We start from the raw sequence: 19,679 nt of genomic DNA, 5'->3' as shown, positions 1-19,679 counted from the left end.
AAATGTAGGACAAGTCCGATAACGAATAAGGAAAAACCCTGAAACCTCTCTGAACAAAAAAACGGGAGGCAATGGCCTCCCGAAATTTCCTGTCAAATCGTGCAAGGTGTCGTATCACCATTCCTCATGAGCACCCTGACCAAGTGACGCTCCGAGGGTGTAGGCCGCCCATCAATCACAGCGCTATAACTCACAGCCCCCCATGCATTTCCTGTATCAAGAAATTTTTGATACGGAAAACTGATGGTAAAGCCATTCTGCACATCCGATGAGTCTGGCTTGTACGTTACTTCCTCTTTGTTATTCGGTATCACTGTACTGCCAGCCGAGTCACTGTACCCCTGATAAGTGAAGGTCAACGTCTGGCCTTCCAATTGTGGCTCACCGGCCGGAACGAAAACCTCGATACATTTTACAAGTACCGGATGGCTTCGCAACGAAGGGCAGTTCAAATATTCAAAATCCGGATCGAGATGCTGGAACTTTGCCTGAGGCACACTACCCGGCCTGATAAATACATCAACATCCTGTGGAAGTGAGCGTTCTTCGTTATCATTCACATCAGGGTTGGTGACTTTATAAGTAACTTGAACATCCGTACCGTTCCCACCGGCGTCCACAACAGACCAATCGATCGTCCAATCCAGATCTGTCTCCGTACCATCCAACGTAAGAACGCCGCCCTCAGCGTCTGTAACTTCAACCCCGTTCCAGATCAGCGTGGCAATATCTTTATCCTTGATACCTGGGAACGCGGCCACTGTTACTTCAACATCTTGATCCTTGTCCAGCACCGTCAATACGTTAACCGGATTACCGCCCGCACCTTGAACATCTACCGGAAGAAAATCGGGATTTGGATCATCTGGACCTTCGCCGCCCCCTGGCCGACGCAGATCGACTAGTACAGCGTCGTTTTTGGGGGGATTACTGGCAGGATGCCGAATCGTTCCACGTTTTATTTTATAGCTGACCTCAATGGTTTTTTCTCCGAGATCACCGTTATGCCAGTACGAATAAGGAATCTCTACATAAGTAGGGAAGCCAGCGATTTTTTGTGCTGACATTACAACGCCATCGACGGTGACCTCAAGTTCATCACCATCCACAAAATTGTCATACTGATCGATGATCCCAACCCCTGGGCGCATCCGAGCGTCGGCGAGGTCAATCTTCTTCGGTGCCGTGTCGTTATCAAACAGCGGAATACTTGGATCCTCCAAATTCGCTGGAGGATCCGTCAATGTTACGTTCACTCGTTTGAAAGGCGAATTTAGACTTCGGTTACCTTTCCGATCCTTACGATAGTAAAAAATCGCTTTCTCACCCTCTTCAGTTCCGACCATTGCGGTCGTCAGTCTAAAGGTAACGGGAACAAGAGGATCGACAACAGGAAAATCTCCTACGTGTACCGGTGTCGGAAATGTCGAGCCAAAATAACATTCATACTCGTCCCCTTTTTTGATGTCGGCGACGGTTGGCATGGTAATCAGGACAAAACCGTGGGCATCCAGATAAGGCTTGGTAATCCCGTTGGTCTCCACCTCGGGAGGAAGAGTAACAAGACCGCTGACATCAGGTGGCGTAGTGTCGATATTGATGATCAGATCCGGAATAGTTTTCGTGTTCCCTCCATGATTGAGCACATAGCTCAACGTGTGAGGCCCGGAAACATTCGTAAAACCTTCTGGCAACTCCATGGGGATTACAATAACTCCAGAATCAATAGGGGTTGTGTATCTATGCCGGGTGCCTCGCTGAGTGCCATCCCAAGCCAGATTTATAAACCCGTCAACAGGAGGATTATCGTCAGCCCCGTCGAACCTGAGGACATTCACTTTCAATGAAAATCCTTGATACTGTTTGTGCAATTGATTCGGATCATCGTCACTTTCATCAGGCAGCAGCGGATTGTCATCATCCAGCACAGGCGGCTCAAAGTCCGCTTTAGGTGCATTTCGGAGAATATTCAAATAACGCTCACGACTTTGTACCGGGGTCAACTTAATGACACTGTTCATCTTGATCATCCTTTCAGTGACTTGATTAAATGACAAAGGGTATTGCAACCCCGTGTCAGAACACCTGAAACCAACCGCAAATCAAAAAAACACTGCATCGGCACGACTTTGCGCATCAGCAGTTATTACCCGCCCCTACTTCCTTAAACACCTGCCACTTCGGCGAGATCACTGATCACAAAGGTCATTATCCGGCCCACACACTTCCGTACTGGGCATGGTTCTATTGACAACCACGAAATCCGGCCTGGACTCTCCTCGCCCGCCATTACTCTTTCTCAAAAAGTAACGACAAAGCGCCGATCCATAATTGACCATGGGCGCAATCAACTTTTCATAGTCAGTCACCAGTACGTCAAAACCATTGCGTGCCTGATCAAGACTCAGCGTCGTTTCAAAAGAGTCCACGACGCCCGGAATAGGGGAAGTTCCATTAGGGCCCAGACACCCTTGCCAACGCAGCTCGACAGTATCGTCCTCGTCGAACGCGGCATTCCCTTTGACATGGACTTTCACATGCACCCACAACCGTGGGTTAGCGCAGCAATTGAGTACCCCTTCCCGCCCGCCATCGGGGAAGGTCGGCTCGGGCAGATTCCTGATGATGATGATTGCCACGTTCACCAGGGTTGTCGGGGCCAATTGCTGGTTCACACCGTTATCGGTGAAGTACCGCACAGGCAGCGCCGGATTTTCCTTGTCCTGGCCGATAAACTCCCAGGGGATACTGAAGGGAATTATTTTCCCGGTCGTGTCACCGGGTTGAACTTCATAATCCGCAACAGGTGTGCTGATGATTCCCCAATACAGAAAAACTTTTTCCCCAGGTACGGGATTGTCATGAAGTGCCAGTTGCCCTTCGGCGGGTAATTCGTAGTCATCGGGAAGCAGCTTGTTCAGCTGTTTTGAAACGGCGCCGTAAATCTCGATTTTCGCCAGTCTGGTGTTCAACAGTGCGGGCGCATCGGGGTGGTCTTGACCTGCGACTTTAAAGTTGCAGGGCACGCGTGTTTCGGGTGACGGCGGCGTCGGCGTCCCGCCCCGACTGACGCGGTAGTCGACACGTACGTCCATGGGACCGAGCCCGTCGGCCGTCAATGTTGCCCAAGGCACGGTCGCGGTCTGTACCGGCTTCGAAGGATCGACATCGAGGGGTGCAAGATCATGACCGTTCAACTGGATCAGAAGTTTGTCGGAAGCATCCGGATTGTCATAAGGGTCGATTTCAACCGTAACAGCCTTCTGGTTCGTAGCCCCTTCGCGGGCATGCTCGCGGTCGATCAATCCCCGGGCCGACAAGGGCACACGAGGCGGCTTGAGATTACCGGGTCCGGGTTTCAGATCGACAAACACCGGCAATAGAGTGGAGCGCGGTCCGGTGTTGCCGGACCAGTCCCGCAACTTGTAATAAAAGTAACGTTGGCCGTGCCCCTTGACCCGAATGTCCGCTTCATAAATCGTGATGATCAGTTGCCTCTGATCGATGTCCTGCTGGCTGAATGCTTGCTCACGAATTTCCTGCTCGGAGTCCGGCGGATTGTCGTTGTCGGTCAAGTAATAAATCGCACGGTCCCGGGCCTTGGCATCCACATAGAACTGGACTTGAAACCTGACCTCGCCAAAACGGGTGAGGTAGTCGTCGGTAATGACGTCACCGGGAACGTCCAGCAGTATCAGGGCTCTGGGGCTTTGCCCATCATCCGGAGGCAGCCGATCGACCGTCACTCGAGTATCAAAGGAGTACTGTTTGTTCCCGCCATAATTCACTTCGTAGGACAAGGCGTAAATGCCATGCGCCAGCTTGTCCCGAGGGACTATCAAGACCTTCTCCCCCGGCGTATCGAATGTCTCTCTGCACACCGTAGTGAACGGGCCGCCCTCCAGCACCCAACTGACGGAAATGATGTAGGGGATGGGATCAGCGACGGGGGGCGGTATCCAGTCAGGGACAATCACCTGCAGATCATCGCTCAAGGCGCTGCGCGGCAGCAGCCCATCGGGGCTTTCATCGCCGTTCTCATCCTTGAGAATGATCGGAACCCTGGGTTTTTTCAGATCTGGAGCTACAGAGTCGATCTGGTTTCGAGTCATCGGCATGACAGACGCCCTCTCACGAAATGGCTACGCGCCCTGAACAACTGCACGTTATCTGCAGGTTCAGAAATCGTTGCTCTGACGTGATTTAACGACGTTGCATATTCGCTGGCTACTGTCAGAAATTACAGGTTTTGCGACCGTTCGTCGGAGATGCAACCCCTCATCTTCAGAAAACCGCTGCTCAAATCCTACACCCGCTACCTCATCGCCCCCGGCATCGACAGCGAAGAACTGCTGGCCGACGCCTGCGAAACCCTGACTTCGGCCAAGACCATGGCTAATGACTTCGCCGGGTTGGTGGATGGCTCGCAGCGGCATGTGTTGTTGGGGATTGCGCAGTTGATCATGCTGGGGGAGCTGGCGGTGAATCGGGTGCTGGATAATCTGGAGCTGAAGTCTGAGGCGTCCGCTGTAACCTGAGCAAAGAAAAACCCGCCGCCCCGATCACTCGGGACGGCGGGTTTTGTTGTTTGGGTCTACAGGTCACCGTTTGTCTTAAACCCACACGCACCTGTAATTTCTGACAGTAGTCAACCCCGCTACAGCGCCGTTCAATGCCTCCATCGCCCCGCCATTCGATCGGAGTTCGCGCGATGACTGTCAACAATCCCGCTGGTTCCTCACCGCTGGTACTCAAGGAGCTCGACGTTCCCGGTCGCACCGGTCCCGTGTCGCAAGCGCCGAATGTCTGGGGGCTCAATAAGGCGGCCGTGCAGGACAACTTCCCCAAACAGGGTTTGCTGTGTCGCGCCGGGGCGTGGGGGGTCATGAGCCGGGGCGACAAGTTGGTGATTTCATTGGGTGGTCAGGCAGTACTTAACAAAACCGTTGACGCACACGAAGTCGACACCACGCTGGCGATGTTTGTGCCCGCCGCGCGCTTCAGTGATGGCTCGTCCACCCTGTCCTACGCCGTCACCCGACAGGGCGGAACGGCCGAGCCTTCCGAGGTGATGCAGGTGCGGGTCAAACTCACCCGCCCCGGCGGCCATGACAGCGACGAAGGCCCGGGCCACTCGAAACTGAAAATGACCGTCCCCAAGGAGATTCTCGAGGGCGGCATCGACAAGGACAACATCGCCGCTGGCGTGCCGATCACGATCGGCCCCTCCGACGACGGGCCAAAACCCTATCCCGACGCAGCGGTCGGTGACTGGGTCCAGGTGAGCTGGGGCGGGGTTTTCGTGCTCTACGGACCGCTGACTCAGGCTGAGGCCGACGGCACAGTGCCGCTTGTCGTGCACATTACCGAGGCAACCATTCGCGAGGCGGGTGACTCCGGAGATTCCGGTCTCGCCGTGGCCTTTGAGCTCTACGACATGGTCGACAACCGCTCCGAAGACTGGAGTCATGAGCAGCGTGTGGTGGTCGCGGTCGACGCCGACAGATTAAACGCACCAATCTGCAAGGAAGCGCTGAACAATGTGCTGGACGCCGACAAACTGGGGGATACCGATGGCACGGCGCAGATCATTGCCATGGACAGCAACAAGTTCAAGGTCGGTGACATCCCCATCGTCCGACTCAGGGGCACACCGGATGAAGGGGCACCGATCAACATCGAAATCACCGGTGAGCCGCTGGCCAGTGTGCCGAGCATCCCCGAAATCAAAATTCCCAATACCGCGCTGCGGCAACTGGCCAAGACCCAGATCGCCTTGTCCTTTCGCCTGAAAAAAGCCGATGGTTCCGCCGATCTGTTGTCGAAGACCCAGTTCATCAATGTCATTGGCGAGGTTAAACGATTACTGGCCCCGGTCGCCCTCGACGCGGCACAGGGCGCCCTTGATCCGGAACTGGCACAGGCCCGCATCCAGATTCCATTTGACAAGTCCTTTGCTGCCGGCCAGGCGATCAAGCTGTTCTGGCTCGGCACCCGGCCTGACCTGAGCACCTATTTGCCCGACCTGCCGCTACGCCCGATTACCCAAGGCGATATCACGGCCGGTGCGCCCTTGCTGATCAACGTCCCAGGCCTTCATCTCAAACAGATCGAAGGTGGCAAACTGGAGCCGTATTACCAGTTACTGATCGAGGATGCGGTGCTGGGGACGATGAACCGCGTCAACGCCACCCACGCCATCCGCGAGTCGATCCACGCCGAGAGCCTGAACGTCGGCGAACCGAGGCAAGAGCTGCCAGAGCCGAAAGTGGACGGCGTGGTGGACGGCGTACTGCCGGCGGATACGGCCGGCACCACGCTGACTGTGGAATACCTGAACACGGTCAAGGATGACGAGGTGACCTACTTCTGGAATGGCTCGAAAACCGGGCCGGACAGCGACTCGGTCAAGCTGTCCTCGTTTACCGCCGGCCAACCGATACCGTTCACCATCAAGGCTGAGCTGATCAAGGGTAATGAAGGCGGAACGGTCGAGGCGTCCTATTCAATCAAATGGGCGGATGGGCGGCCTACGAGTTATTCCGATGTGAAGGCGTTCAGTGTGGGGGTGGCGCTGGAGCTGAAAGCCCCGAAAATCAAGGAAGCGCCGAACGACACCAGTCTGGTGCCCAATGCTGCGAAAGATACCCTGACCGCTATCGTGGATTACGTCGGCATGGTGCTCGGCGACAAAATCAGTGCCAGATTCACCGGTGCGTCGGGTACGCCGGCTGGGGGCTCACACACGGCGCCGGAAAAAACCGTCACCGTGCTCGGGCCGCAGGAAATTGCACTGACCAATAGCGTGGTGGCTTTCAACCTGAACAAAGCGGTGACGGTCAGCTACACGGTCGAACGCGGGAATGCGCCACCATTGCCTTCGGATATTCGTTCCCTGGCGGTACAGTCGCTGGTGCTGGATCTTTCCAACGTGCCAAAGATTCTTCAGGCGGCCAATAACGGTGATGGGCTGGAACTGGATCTGGAAGCGATCAAGTCGTCAGCAACATTACGCGCCCTTGGCTGGCCGTTGATTGCCCTGAAACAATGGGTATGGCTGCGATTCAAGGGGACACTCAACGACAACACCCCCTATGACAAAGCTTTCTGGGCCCAACCGGGGCCCGTAACCAATAGCGGTTGGATAACTAATGATTATTACGACTCTGGCGTCTCTGCTACGATTTTGAACGAATTAAAAAATCTGAAGGATGGCTCATCGTTTTCCATCGAATTCAAAGCCGCGTTGGGGGGAAGTCAGATTGAAGTCGAAGCAGTGTCCTTTCCGCTGCGAACCTACACGATCAAGGCTATCGCGGATGTAAAACCGGTGATCACCCGAGCAGAAGACTCCAAAGGCGTCGAAATCCTGCCTGGTGGTTTTACCGTCGACCCCGCCGTAACACTGATCGGCACGTCAGCCCCAGGTCAGAAAGTCCAGATATTCGATGGCCCCACACCCGATGGCCAGCCAACAGCCGATCCCGTCACTGGCATCTGGAAACACACACTTAGCGGCCGGACACTCACGCTGCACACATTCACTGCAAAGGCGCTGTACGCGTCAGGGCAGACATCAGCCCCGCTCACTTTCACCGTAGTGGCCTTGATCGTGCCTACGATCACCAACGTACTGGGCGCCAATAACGCGGAGGTGCTGGAAGGCACCTGGACAACCAGCACCACCGTGAAACTCAAAGGCAAGGCGAGTCTTGGCCAGCAGGTCGAGGTATTCGACGGTACTGGCGCAAGTGCAGTATCCAAGGGCAAGGCGACCGCCAATGCGAGCGGTGATTGGGAACTCTCGGTCCCCGTCGCGGAAGAGTCGCATCGCTTGTATGCCCAATCGCTCTATCACCAGGTTCCGACGTATTCAAACGTGCGCACGCTGACCGTAACCGCCGCCACCGCGCCGACCATCACCTCGGTCAAGGGCTCGCCGAGCAATGTGGAAATCCCCAACGGTGGCAGCACCGTCGAAACCAGCGTCACCCTGACCGGCACCGCCGCCAAGGGCCAGAAAGTTGATGTGCTACTGGGCATCGTGTCCAAAGGGCAGCCAACAGCCGATCCGGTGACCGGCATCTGGACGCTGGTGGTGACTGGCCTGACTGCCGTGCTCCACAGCTTCACCGCCAAGGCGTTGTATGCGCCGGGCGCGGTGTCGGCTGCGCGGACCTTCACCGTGACTGCCGCCACTCCACCGAATATCGTTTCGGTTTATGTCTTGCCAAGCGGAAGCCCAATTGGCAACGATGGCTACACTGATGCAACAAGTGTACGGTTGTCCGGCACCGCTGCGAATGCGATGCAAGTAGAGCTATTTGACGGCCAAACACCTCTAGGTACAGCGCCTATCGATACAACTGGTAGATGGACGTTTACGATCAACGCTTTAGCACGAACCAAACACACCTTCACAGCCAAGGGACTTTATGGAAGCCAACCAGTCTCTCCGTCGTTCTCAATAACGGTACTCCCTCCTTACACCCCTCCAGTGATTACAGCGGCCTATGATCCCTACAATGGTAATAGTTACCTTCCACCGGGTGGTACTGCTCTATATGGTCAAGTCAAATTCACTGGAACCTGTTACGCCTATCCAATTGCTCGGAACATTGGCCTTCGTAGCCAGCACGGCGGCCATAGAGCTGTCCCTATCGATGCTGGAAAAACAACCTGGGAGGGTACGACAACGCATACGTATAAAGGAACAATCAACTACTTCATTCAAGATATCTGGGTGAATTTAGACTCTAATACGTACCCAATCGTCCATTAAGACGGATAAAGGGGATGAGCGATTAAGTGATGAAAGTTGCGCATTTTTTGCCAGTCCGAACCATAAAATCCCTCCTTCCTTCAGAGGAAAGGGGACGTATTTATTTACCAGTCCCAACTACGAAAGCCCGCCCTCCCGTCCAATCGGGAGAGCGGCTTTTGTCGTTTCCGCGCCTTTGGAAGGCCTCGTTGAATAGTGTTGAAGCTTATGTCCGCAAAGCCACGCAACCTTGCGCCTTTGCCTACGCATCCGCCAGAATCCGCCGGCTTGTGCGCCTTGGGGGCGGGTTCTATTGTTTGGCGGTCGCTGAAAAACAGCGATCGGGTTTAGCGATCCGGCTCCCAACAGACGCAACAACGCCCAATCCCGATTGCAGTCTCTTCTCTGCACTTGGCGTCATGGTGGCTGTGCGTGGGAGACCTTCTGGTCTACCCGGGGTTTCTGTGACCCGGATCGCTAACCTGCGTACAGCCGCCACCTTTACTTGTTTAGCGATGAGTCGTGGCGGCTAAATCCAATCACGGAGATTCGCCATGATCAAACCCACGCCAAACCCGCCGGAAGTCGATTCAACTTCCCCTTACGAAACCCTCAATTCCAAGAAATTCCACGAAGCCGCCGAGCGCGCGCTCGATCACTACCTCAACCCCCTCCTCCCCCGAAAACCGCTGCTCAAACCCAACACCCGCTACCTCATCGCCCCCGGCATCGACAGCGAAGAACTGCTGGCCGATGCGTGCGAAACCCTGACCTCGGCCAAAACCATGGCCAGCGATTTCGCCGGGATGATCGATACGCCGCAGCGGCATGTGCTGTTGGGCATCGGGCAACTGATAATGCTGGCGGAACTGGCGGTGAATCGGGTGCTGGATAATCTGGAACTGAAGGCTGAGGCAAACCTGTAGGCAAGTGAGCGATTGTGGCGAGGGAGCTTGCTCCCGCTCGAGTCCGAAGCGCTCGCAATGCTTTTGGGGGCTGATTCGCAACCCAGCGGGAGCAAGCTCCCTCGCCACAGATTTCGCCAGGCATAAAAAACCCGCCGTCCCGTATAACCGGGACGGCGGGTTTTGTCGTTTCAGCCCCGGTTCACACCGTATCCACCTTCAACGAATGATCATTGAGCATGCCGTTGATGATCGTCGCCGTGTCATGCCCGCTGGCGATCAACCCACCTGCCCCCGGCGTTACCCCGTAGTGACTTGCGAGGTTGAAGCCGGCCAGGTCGATGGTCTGGTTCGGCGTGGCGCCGGCCATGGCGCTGACGTCGATGCTGGTGACCACCGAGGCGCCGCTGCCGGTGACGGTGAAGTGCAGGTAGTCATCCAGTGAAGCCGCCGTGCCGTTTTCACCTTGCAGCAGTTGCGACAGGTCGAGCTTGTCGGTGCCGGGGGTAAAGTCGGTGACGGTGTCGTGGCCGCTGTTGCCTTTGAGCCACTGGAAGGTGTCGGCGCCCGGCCCGCCGGTCAGGGTGTTGTTGCCCATGCCTCCGATCAGCAGGTCGTCACCGCCGCCGCCGTTGAGGATGTCGTTGCCCAGGCCGCCATTGATGACGTTGTTATTGTTGTCGCCGGTGAGGGTGTCGTTGAAGTTCGAGCCGACGAGGTTTTCGACGTTGCTGATGGTGTCGATGCCCGCACCGACAGTGTTCTGCGCACCGAGCAGGCTCAGGTTGACTGTCACACCGGCCGTCGCGTGGGCATAGCTGACCGTGTCGATACCGGCGCCACCATCGAGGATGTCGTTGCCCGGGCCGCTGTAGAGCAAGTCGTTGCCGGCGCCGCCGTGCAGTTCGTTGTTGCCGGAGCCTGCGGTCAGCACGTCGTTACCGTCGCCACCGTTGAGGATGTTGTCGCCGTTGCCCGCCACCAGCACGTCATCGCCGGAAGTCCCGGTGAGGGTGTGGCCGTCCTGATAGCTGATGGTCACGTTGGCGGTGTCGCTGCCACCGTGGTTGTCGTTGGCGGTGTAGGTGCCGTGGAAGTCCGGGGTGACGTCGTGGGCCCCGGCGTAGTTGACCGTCATGGTCAGTTGGTAGTTTTCCGCGGCATTGGTGTTGCTGCCGCTGGTATTGGTGATGTTGGTCACATGGATCTGGTACGTGCCATCGGCGCTGGCGGTGATGGTGCCGCCATCGGCGATGCTGACGAACGCCCCGCCGTTCACCGAATACTCCATGGTGATGTGGCCGGTCGCCAGGTTGTGGTCGAGGTTGAGGGTCTCGCCCTGTTTCAGTTTGACGGTGATCAGGTCTTCATCGTTGGCATTGGCGTTGGTCACCGCACCGAGATAGCCACTGACCACCAGCACCGCTGTCATGGCCGCCGTGTTCGCCGCGAAGGAGTTGCGTACATCGGCCAGGTTCTGGTTGGCGGCGGTGTTGCTGGTGCCGGTGAAACTGATCGCACCGCTGCCGGTGAAGTCCGCGCCCTTGGCGACCCAACCAGTGTTGAAGGTGGTTGGCGAGGCGTTGAGCGTATCGCCGTCCGGATCGGTGTCGTTGGCCAGCAGCAACTCGCCCGGCACCACGACATTGCTCGACAGCACGTTGGTGATGATGTGGTCGTCCACTGCCACGGGTGGCGAATTCGGGATCACTTTCACCGTCAGCGTGGAGCTGGCGAGGTCGCCGTCGTTGTCGCTGAGGGTGAAGCCGATGTTCTCGGTGATCACCGTCGTGGTGGTTTTCTGCGAGGTGTAGCTGTAGTCGCCGGTGTCCAGATTCACCACCAGCGTGCCGCTATTGTTGGTGGCGATGCTCAGGGTGTTGTTCACCGTGTTGAAGGTGCCGTGATTGGTACCGCCGCTGGCAGTGAGCGAACCCTGGCCGCTGTTGGCTTTCGGGTCGTAGGTGTAGGTGGTGCCGTCGACCACGATGGATTTGATGAAACCGCCATCGGCGCCGAATGAACCGCCATCGCCCAGCAACGAACCGGTGACCGGTGCGCCTTCCACGGTGCCGGACAGCACCGAGTTCAGTTGATTGAGGTCGGTGACCACCACCGCGTTGGTGTTGGTGTGGCTGATGCCGTCGTAGGCGATCGGATCAAGGTTGGCGTTGCTCACACCACTGCCGAGACCGATGGCGTAGTTCTTGATGTTGTTGGCATCAAGGAAGGCTTTGAGCGCGGTTTCGTCGGCGGTGCCGATTTCCTGGCCGGTGGTGGGTTTGCCGTCGGAGAAGAAGTAGCCGACGTTCTGCGCCCCGGTGAGTTTGCCCGAGGTGTTGAACGCAGTCTGCATGGTCGCCACGGCCGCATCGTAGTTGGTGCCGCCGCCCGCGCTGAGGCCGGCCAGAAGGGTCTTGGCCGTGGCCACATCGACCCACACTGACGTGCGGTCGGTGGCGCTGCTGCTGAAGGTGACGAGTTGCACTTTCACATCACCCAGATCGTCGTACTTGTCGAGTAAGGCGCTGATCGCCTGCTTGGCCAGGTCCAGCCGCGACAGGCCCGGCACGCCAGAGGCGTCGGCCATACTGCCGGAGATGTCGAGCACGATCAGCACGTTGGAATCGATCTCCACCGCTGCTACCGACCGGTCCGACGCCACGGCTTTTGGCACGTCATCGACGATGTTGACCACGATGGTGCTGGTGGTGCTGTTGCCCAGCGCATCGGTGGCCTTGTAGGTGAAGCTTTCGCTCAGGGTGTTCGGCCCGTCGTTGGCGTTCGGCGTGGTTTTCGGTGCCGAGGTCAGGGTGTAGGTGTACGTGCCGTCGGCGTTGAGCTGGATCTGCCCGTAAGTACCGGTGGCGCTGCCGACCAGGGTGTAGGTGATCGCTCCGCTGCCGCCGCTGACCGAACCGACCAGCGTGCCGCTCGCGGTTTCGCCGGTGTTGGTCGGATCGCTGCCGGTGACCGTGCCGGGGGCCAGGTCTTGCCCGTCCTTGGTCAGGTCGAGGGCTTTCTCGTAGACGGTCACGTCCTGATCGGTCGAGGCCACGAGTTTGCTGTCGGCGACGTTGACAGTGATGGTGGTGGTGCTTTCGTCGCCGTCACTGTCGCGGATGGTGTAGGTGAAGGTATCGGTGGCGCCCGGCGGGCTCACCGAGTTCGGGTTGCTGTGATAGACCGCGTTGCCGGCCGCATCGAGGGTCAGGTAACCGTAGTTGCCATTGATGTTGCTGTTGAGGCCGCCGATGGCCGAGGTCGCGGTATTGCCGCCGGCGCGCACGCCGACCACGATGGCCGCGCCATCCGCACCGCTGATGTCATTGCCCAGCACGCTGATGTTGACCGTGCCGCCCTCCGCCACCGAGCCGGTGTCGGCCTTGGCGGTCGGCAGGTCGTCGATGATGTTGACGTTGATCTGCCCGGACGCGGTGCTGCCATCCCCATCGGTGGCCACCACGTTGAAGTTTTCGGTGATGCTGTTGGCACCATTGCCGGTCGGGTGGGTTTCGTGATCCACAAGGGTGTAGCTGTAACTCACCACGCCCGTAGCCGGGTTGTAACCGGTAATGGTCAGCGTGCTGCCCAGCGGCGTGACGACCGATTGCGGGAAGCCTGCGGCCACGCCATTGGTGACCACGGCGATGCCACCGACGGTGAGGGTTTGCAGACCGTCGAGGGCAGTGACGGTGAAGGTGCCGCTTTGGGTCGACGCCGTAGCGTCCGGCGCAGTGCCGTTGCTGAGGTTTTTCTCGTAGACAGTGAGCTCGCCGCCGTTGACATCGAGGCCGTTGAGAATCACCGGATCGTCGTTGTTGTGGATCTGCAGCACGAGGTTCGCAGTGCTGGTATCGCCGTCCGAATCGGTGATGGTGTAGGTGAAAGTTTCCGTGCCGTTTCCGCCACCGTGCAGGTTTTTGAAGTCCGTATCGTTGGTGTTCAGCGTGTAGGTGTAAGTGCCATTGGCGTTGAGCACCAAGGTGCCGTAAGTCCCGGTGAAAGTGCCGGCGGTTATCGGCCCGGCACTCGGGCCAGTCGGTACACGGTCAGCGCCTTGCACATCGTTGGTCAGGACGTTGCCGGTCAGCGTCAGGTTGGTTTCCGAGGCGGTGCCGGCGTTGCTGTCATTTACGCCTTTTGGCAGGTCGTCGACGATGTTGACGTCCAGCGACGCATTCGCGGTGGTGCCATTGTCATCTACCACCGTCACAGCAAATTGCTCACTCAACGTGTTCGCGCCGTTGGCGGTCGGGTGCGCATCGTTGTGATCCAGGGTGTAGCTGTAGCTGACGACGCCGGTCGTGGCATTGAATCCGGTAATGGTCAGCGTGCTGCCCAACGGAGTCGTGACCGATTGCGGAAAGCCTGCCGCCACGCCGTTGGTGACGACGGCAATACCGCCTACTGTCAGCGTCGTTACACCATCCAACGCTGTGATGGTGAACGTGCCGCTTTGGGTCAGTGCAGTGGCATCCGGTGCGCTACCGGTGCTGAGGTTTTTCTCGAAGACGGTAAGTTCGCCGCCGTTCACGTCGAGGCCGCTGATAACCACCGGATCGTCGTTGTTGTGGATTTGCAAAACCAGATTCGCGGTGCTGGTATCGCCGTCCGAATCGGTGATGGTGTAGGTGAAGGTTTCAGTGCCGTTTCCGCCGCCATGCAGATTCTTGAAGTCGGCATCGTTGGTGTTCAGCGTGTAGGTGTAAGTACCGTTGGCGTTGAGCACCAAGATGCCGTAAGTGCCGGTGAAGGTGCCGGCAGTGATCGGGCCGGCATTGGGACCAGTTGGTACACGGTCAGCACCTTGCACATCGTTGGTCAGCACGTTCCCAGTCAGCGTCAGATTGGTCTCCGAGGCAGTACCGGTATTGCTGTCATCCACGCCTTTTGGCAGATCGTCGACGATGTTTACATCCAGGTTGGCATTCGCCGTGGTGCCGTTGTCATCGACGACGGTGACGGCGAATTGCTCGCTCAGGGTATTGGCGCCGCTGGCAGTCGGATGCGTGTCGTTGTGATCCAGGGTGTAGCTGTAGCTGACGACACCGGTCGTGGCATTGAACCCGGTGATGGTCAGCGTGCTGCCCAATGGTGTGGTGACCGATTGCGGAAAGCCTGCCGCCACGCCATTGGTGACCACGGCTATGCCGCCAATGGTCAGCGTGGTGACGCCGTCCAGCGCAGTGATGGTGAAAGTACCGCTCTGAGTCAACGCCGCCGAATCCGGCGCACTGCCGGTGCTGAGGTTTTTCTCGAAGACCGTCAGCTCGCCGCCATTCACGTCGAGGCCATTGATGATCACCGGATCGTCGTTGTTGTGAATCTGCAGAACCAGATTCGCGGTGCTGGTATCGCCGTCCGAATCGGTGATGGTGTAGGTGAAAGTTTCAGTGCCGTTGCCACCGCCATGCAGGTTCTTGAAGTCGGCGTCATTAGGGTTGACGGTGTAGGTGTAGGAACCATCAGCATTCAGCACCAGAGTGCCGTAAGTCCCGGTGAAGGTTCCGGCGGTGACCGGACCAGTCGGCACACGGTCGGCGCCTTGCACGTCGTTAGTCAGCACGTTGCCGGTCAGCGTGAGATTGGTTTCCGAAGCCGTGCCGGCATTGCTGTCGTCCACGGCTTTTGGCTCGTCATCAACGATGTTCACGTCCAGAGAAGCGTTAGCGGTGGTGCCGTTGTCATCCACTACGGTGACCGCGAACTGCTCACTTAAAGTGTTCGCGCCGTTGGCAGTCGGGTGCGCATCGTTGTGGTCGAGGGTGTAGCTGTAACTCACCACACCGGTCGTGGCGTTGAAACCGGTGATGGTCAGCGTACTGCCCAGCGGCGTAGTGACCGATTGCGGGAAACCGGCGGCTACACCATTGGTTACGACCGCGATTCCCCCCACGGTCAGCGTGGTCACACCGTCCAAGGCAGTGATCGTGAAAGTGCCGCTCTGAGTCAAAGCCGTAGCATCCGGTGCACTGCCGGTGCTGAGGTTTTTCTCGAAAACAGTCAGTTCACCGCCGTTCACATCGAGGCCGCTGATAACCACCGGATCGTCGTTGTTGTGGATCTGCAGCACCAGATTCGCGGTGCTGGTGTCGCCGTCGGAATCAGTGATCGTGTAGGTAAAGGTTTCGGTGCCGTTGCCACCGCCGTGCAGGGCTTTGAAGTCGGCGTCGTTAGGGTTGACGGTGTAGGTGTAAGTGCCGTTGGCATTCAACACCAAGGTGCCGTAAGTCCCGGTAAAAGTGCCGGCAGTGATCGGCCCAGCATTGGGTCCGGTCGGGACGCGGTCGGCGCCTTGCACGTCATTGGTCAGGACGTTGCCGGTCAGCGTGAGATTGGTTTCCGAAGCCGTGCCGGTGTTGCTGTCGTCCACGGCTTTGGGCAGGTCGTCGACGATGTTCACATCCAGCGAAGCATTGGCGGTGGTGCCGTTGTCATCCACCACGGTGACGGCGAACTGCTCGCTCAGCGTGTTGGCGCCGTTGGCGGTTGGGTGGGCGTCGTTGTGGTCGAGGGTGTAGCTGTAGCTGACGACGCCGGTTGTGGCGTTGAACCCGGTGATGGTCAGTGTGCTGCCCAATGGCGTGGTCACCGATTGCGGGAAGCCTGCGGCTACACCGTTGGTGACAACGGCAATGCCGCCGACAGTCAGCGTGGTCACACCGTCCAAGGCAGTGATCGTGAAAGTGCCGCTCTGAGTCAAAGCCGTAGCATCCGGCGCACTGCCGGTACCAAGGTTTTTCTCGAAAACCGTCAGTTCGCCACCCTCGACGTTCAACCCGTTGATCAGCACCGGATCGTCGTTGTTGTGGATCTGCAGAACGAGGTTTGCAGTACTGGTGTCACCATCGGAATCGCGCAGGGTGTAGGTGAAGGTCTCTGTGCCATTGCCGCCGCCATGCAACGCCTTGAAATCCGCGTCGCTGGTATTGAGCGTGTAGGTGTAAGTGCCGTTGGCGTTCAGTACCAGCGTGCCGTAAGTCCCGGTAAATGTACCGGCGACCACAGGGCCGCTGTTGGGGCCGACGGGAATCCGGTCGGCGCCCTGGACGTCATTGGTCAGGACGTTGCCGGTCAGGCTCAGGTTGGTTTCAGAAGCCGTTCCGGCGTTGCTGTCATCCACCGCTTTGGGCACATCATCGGTGATGTTCACATCCAGCGAGCCGGTCGCCGTGTCGCCATTGCTGTCACCGGCAATCACCGTGAAATGTTCGCTGAGGCTGTTGGCACCGTCACCCGCAGGATGGGCGTCATTGCCGTTGAGGGTGTAGCTGTAGCTGACCGTACCGTTCGCCGGGTTGTAACCGGTGATGGTCAGGGTGTTGCCCAGTTGTGTGGTGATCGATTGCGGGAAACCGACCGGCACGCCGCCGACGATCACGTTGATGCCGCCGATGCTCAGGCTTGTCAGACCATCGGGCGCCGAGATGCTGAAGCTGCCGGCCTGGGTCAGCGCCCCGGGATTGGCGGCGGAACCGTCCGGCAGATTGGCTTCGTTGAGCGTCAGTTCGCCCCCGGGCACATCCAGGCCAGTGAGGGCCACAAGGTTATTGACCGGTGGCGGAATGACCGGCGCTGGCGTGTTGTCGCCGTTGTCGATGACTGCATTGTGGCGCTCTTGCGGAAACTCGGGAATGCCACCGAAACCGGCCGTTGGGAAACCGATGACCGGATCGACCCGGCCACCCACTTCGGTCAACAGCACGAAACTGTGACCGCCGCCCTTGCCGCCGTTGGTGTCGCCGGGGGCATCGGGGCCTGCAGCAGTGGCTTCAGCGGATTTGGTCGGGTCGTCACCGGCGGCAATGGCTTTCTGGATCTGTGCGACATCGGTGAGTTGAGCATCGCTCGGGGTCAGCACTTCCGGCGCATCCACATGGGGCGCGTGGTTGGCCAGCAATTGTCCGGTCATGGTCAGGCTGCTGTCCCGGCCCAGGGTCAGCTCCTGGCCGTTTTGCAGATGGACGGCGACCGCCCCCTCCGCGCCCGTGATCAATTGATCCCCGGCAAACAGTCGATCGCCCTCAACCAATGCGCGCCGACCTCCGTCAGCCGATTGAGCGAAAACCTGACCGATGACTTTAGTGACGATCCCGATGAGCGTTGCCATGTGCATTTCCTCCGCTGCCGACCACCGTCGGCACTGGTTCACGAAGCAGCCCATGGCTCAAGCGGGTTGTCGGGGCGACGCTCGCACCTCGACAGTTCGTTTCGCAGGGTGTGCACATTCAGATACTCCAGCGCCCTCAGGCACTTGGAATCCCTGATCGATGCAGCACGCCCACTAGCGCTACGTAACGGTGGTGAATCACCAGAGTGACAAAAAACTGTCACCCATTCGCCGCTACGCGTCCCTCCCCTTTAGCAGTACTTCGCCCGTATGTCGCAAAGTGAGTGGAACTTTCCTCAAGCCTTCATGCACTCCCTAAAGCGCATAAAACAAAGGCTTTCGAATGGAACAATGTGCTGGATTCGACGAAGCGCATAAGTTTTTTTTGGCATAAGCCATATGAAAAATTTTTCTTAGCTACGCTTCAGGATGTTCTTAGCTCTGTTGTATCAGCGATGAGACGCTAAACACCAAAAATATCGTCAATAAATTGGCGACAGCGGAATACCATCAGGACTCAGGGAGATGCACCCATGCGCGTTCTAACCCCCCTCTGCAGTGCGGTTTTGCTGGCCATGGCTTGCACATCCCAAGCTCAAGCCATGAACCTTACCGAAGCCATTCAAAGCACCATTGCAACCCACCCGGAACTGGCGTCGCGGGTGGACGCCAAGCTGTCGGCCGATGAACAGGTAAAAGTTGCCAAGGGTGGCTTCTATCCGTCGGTGGATCTGAACGCCGCTTACGGTCGGGGCTACAGCGACAACACCAACACTCGGGCCCTCGGTAACCACCACACCGAAATCCTCAACTACACCCAGTCCGAGCTGCGTCTGCGGCAGATGCTGTTCGACGGTTTCAACACCGCCAACGAAGTCGAGCGCACCAAGGGTGTGTCCAATTCGCGCGCGTATTACGCGCAAGGCACCGCGCAGGACCTGGCCCTGCGCACCATCGAGGTCTACCTCGAAGTGCTCAAGCGTCGTGAACTGGTGACGCTGGCCAAGAACAACCTGCAGGCGCATTTGCGCGTCAATGACCAGATCGGCCTGCGCACCCAGCGCGGCATCGGCAGCACCGCCGACTCCGATCAGTCGGTCGCCCGTAAGGCGCTGGCGCAGAACAACCTCGATACTGCCGAAGTCGATCTGGCGGATGCCGAATCGAACTTCTACGCCGTGGTCGGGCGCATGCCCGATGAGCTGGAAGCACCGGCCTCGACCCGTGGTGAATTGCCCGCCACCCTGCCCGAAGCCCAGCAAAGCATGGTCGAGAACAACCCGTATCTGAAATCCGCCCAGGCCGACGTGCAATCGGCCGAGAGCCAGTACGAAGTCGCCAAGTCGCCGTTCTACCCACGCTTCGATGCGGAAGCGGCAGTCGGCGCCAACAACAATGTGCAGGGCGATGAAGGCCATGACAACGAATGGCGCGTTGGCGTGGTGATGAACTACAACCTGTTCCGCGGCGGCAGCGACAAGGCACGACTGGCCTCCGATGCGCACCAGATCAACCAGGCCATGGACATCCGCAACAACGCCCTGCGCCAGCTCAACGAGAACATTCACCTGGCGTGGAACGCCATGGTCAACGCCAAGAAACAGACCCCGACTGCCCGCGAATACGCCGAGACCACCAAGCGTGTGCGCGCCGCGTATCAGGATCAGTTCGGCCTCGGCCAACGGACCCTGCTCGACCTGCTCGACAGTGAAAACGAGCTGTACAACGCCAATCGCCGCTACACCGAAATCCGCTACACCGAGGAATTTTCGATGTACCGCGTGCTGGCGAACATGGGTCAGTTGCTGAGCAAGCAACGTGTCGTGCTGCCGGCCGACGCGATTGCCGCTGCCGAGGTGAAGAACGAGGCACGCTTGCCCGAACTGAAGTAGTCCCGATG

Annotated in this window: 7 protein-coding genes; 4 read left to right on the top strand and 3 right to left on the bottom strand. The window is 58.1% G+C overall.

Translation table 11 applies throughout. The features are described from left to right. Window positions 1–92: 92 nt before the first annotated feature. A complete protein-coding gene (locus NH234_RS08645) occupies window positions 93–2,021 on the bottom strand; it encodes a hypothetical protein (RefSeq protein WP_367256311.1) in 1,929 nt (642 codons plus the stop codon). Window positions 2,022–2,189: 168 nt separating this feature from the next. Beyond that, on the bottom strand, window positions 2,190–4,118 hold the full coding sequence (locus NH234_RS08640) for a hypothetical protein (protein WP_367256310.1): 1,929 nt from the start codon (window positions 4,116–4,118) through the stop codon (window positions 2,190–2,192). A 150-nt stretch (window positions 4,119–4,268) separates the two neighbouring features. On the opposite strand from NH234_RS08640, the gene NH234_RS08635 reads away from it, so the two are divergent. The 3 genes from NH234_RS08635 (at window position 4,269) to NH234_RS08625 (ending at window position 9,687) form a co-directional block, all read left to right on the top strand. Next, window positions 4,269–4,538: a DUF6124 family protein gene (locus NH234_RS08635; protein ID WP_256576062.1), complete on the top strand. Its 270-nt coding sequence runs from the start codon at window positions 4,269–4,271 to the stop codon at window positions 4,536–4,538. 173 nt (window positions 4,539–4,711) lie between these two features. Continuing rightward, complete coding sequence (locus NH234_RS08630) at window positions 4,712–8,782, top strand: hypothetical protein (protein WP_367256309.1); 4,071 nt, start codon at window positions 4,712–4,714, stop codon at window positions 8,780–8,782. A gap of 533 nt (window positions 8,783–9,315) precedes the next feature. Then, the gene (locus NH234_RS08625; RefSeq protein ID WP_367256308.1) at window positions 9,316–9,687 is read left to right on the top strand and encodes a hypothetical protein; all 372 of its coding nucleotides are present in this window, start codon (window positions 9,316–9,318) and stop codon (window positions 9,685–9,687) included. Between the two features lie 181 nt (window positions 9,688–9,868). Here NH234_RS08625 and NH234_RS08620 read toward each other — a convergent pair whose 3' ends face one another. Further along, window positions 9,869–17,779: a retention module-containing protein gene (locus NH234_RS08620; protein WP_367256307.1), complete on the bottom strand. Its 7,911-nt coding sequence runs from the start codon at window positions 17,777–17,779 to the stop codon at window positions 9,869–9,871. 533 nt (window positions 17,780–18,312) lie between these two features. On the opposite strand from NH234_RS08620, the gene NH234_RS08615 reads away from it, so the two are divergent. Next, on the top strand, window positions 18,313–19,671 hold the full coding sequence (locus NH234_RS08615; protein ID WP_085730105.1) for a TolC family outer membrane protein: 1,359 nt from the start codon (window positions 18,313–18,315) through the stop codon (window positions 19,669–19,671). Window positions 19,672–19,679: the final 8 nt, after the last annotated feature.

The sequence above is a fragment of the Pseudomonas sp. stari2 genome (assembly GCF_040760005.1).
In the GTDB taxonomy this organism is placed as follows: Bacteria; Pseudomonadota; Gammaproteobacteria; order Pseudomonadales; family Pseudomonadaceae; genus Aquipseudomonas.
Note: the sequence above shows the minus strand (reverse complement) of the source record. Positions and strands in the feature narration are given on the sequence as shown.

Excerpts from the sequence above, each read along its gene's own strand:
- NH234_RS08630 (WP_367256309.1), top strand. The coding sequence starts at position 4,712 with ATGACTGTCAACAATCCCGCTGGTTCCTCACCGCTGGTACTCAAGGAG.
- NH234_RS08645 (WP_367256311.1), bottom strand. The coding sequence starts at position 2,021 with ATGAACAGTGTCATTAAGTTGACCCCGGTACAAAGTCGTGAGCGTTAT.
- NH234_RS08620 (WP_367256307.1), bottom strand. The coding sequence starts at position 17,779 with ATGGCAACGCTCATCGGGATCGTCACTAAAGTCATCGGTCAGGTTTTC.
- NH234_RS08615 (WP_085730105.1), top strand. The coding sequence starts at position 18,313 with ATGCGCGTTCTAACCCCCCTCTGCAGTGCGGTTTTGCTGGCCATGGCT.
- NH234_RS08625 (WP_367256308.1), top strand. The coding sequence starts at position 9,316 with ATGATCAAACCCACGCCAAACCCGCCGGAAGTCGATTCAACTTCCCCT.
- NH234_RS08635 (WP_256576062.1), top strand. The coding sequence starts at position 4,269 with ATGCAACCCCTCATCTTCAGAAAACCGCTGCTCAAATCCTACACCCGC.
- NH234_RS08640 (WP_367256310.1), bottom strand. The coding sequence starts at position 4,118 with ATGCCGATGACTCGAAACCAGATCGACTCTGTAGCTCCAGATCTGAAA.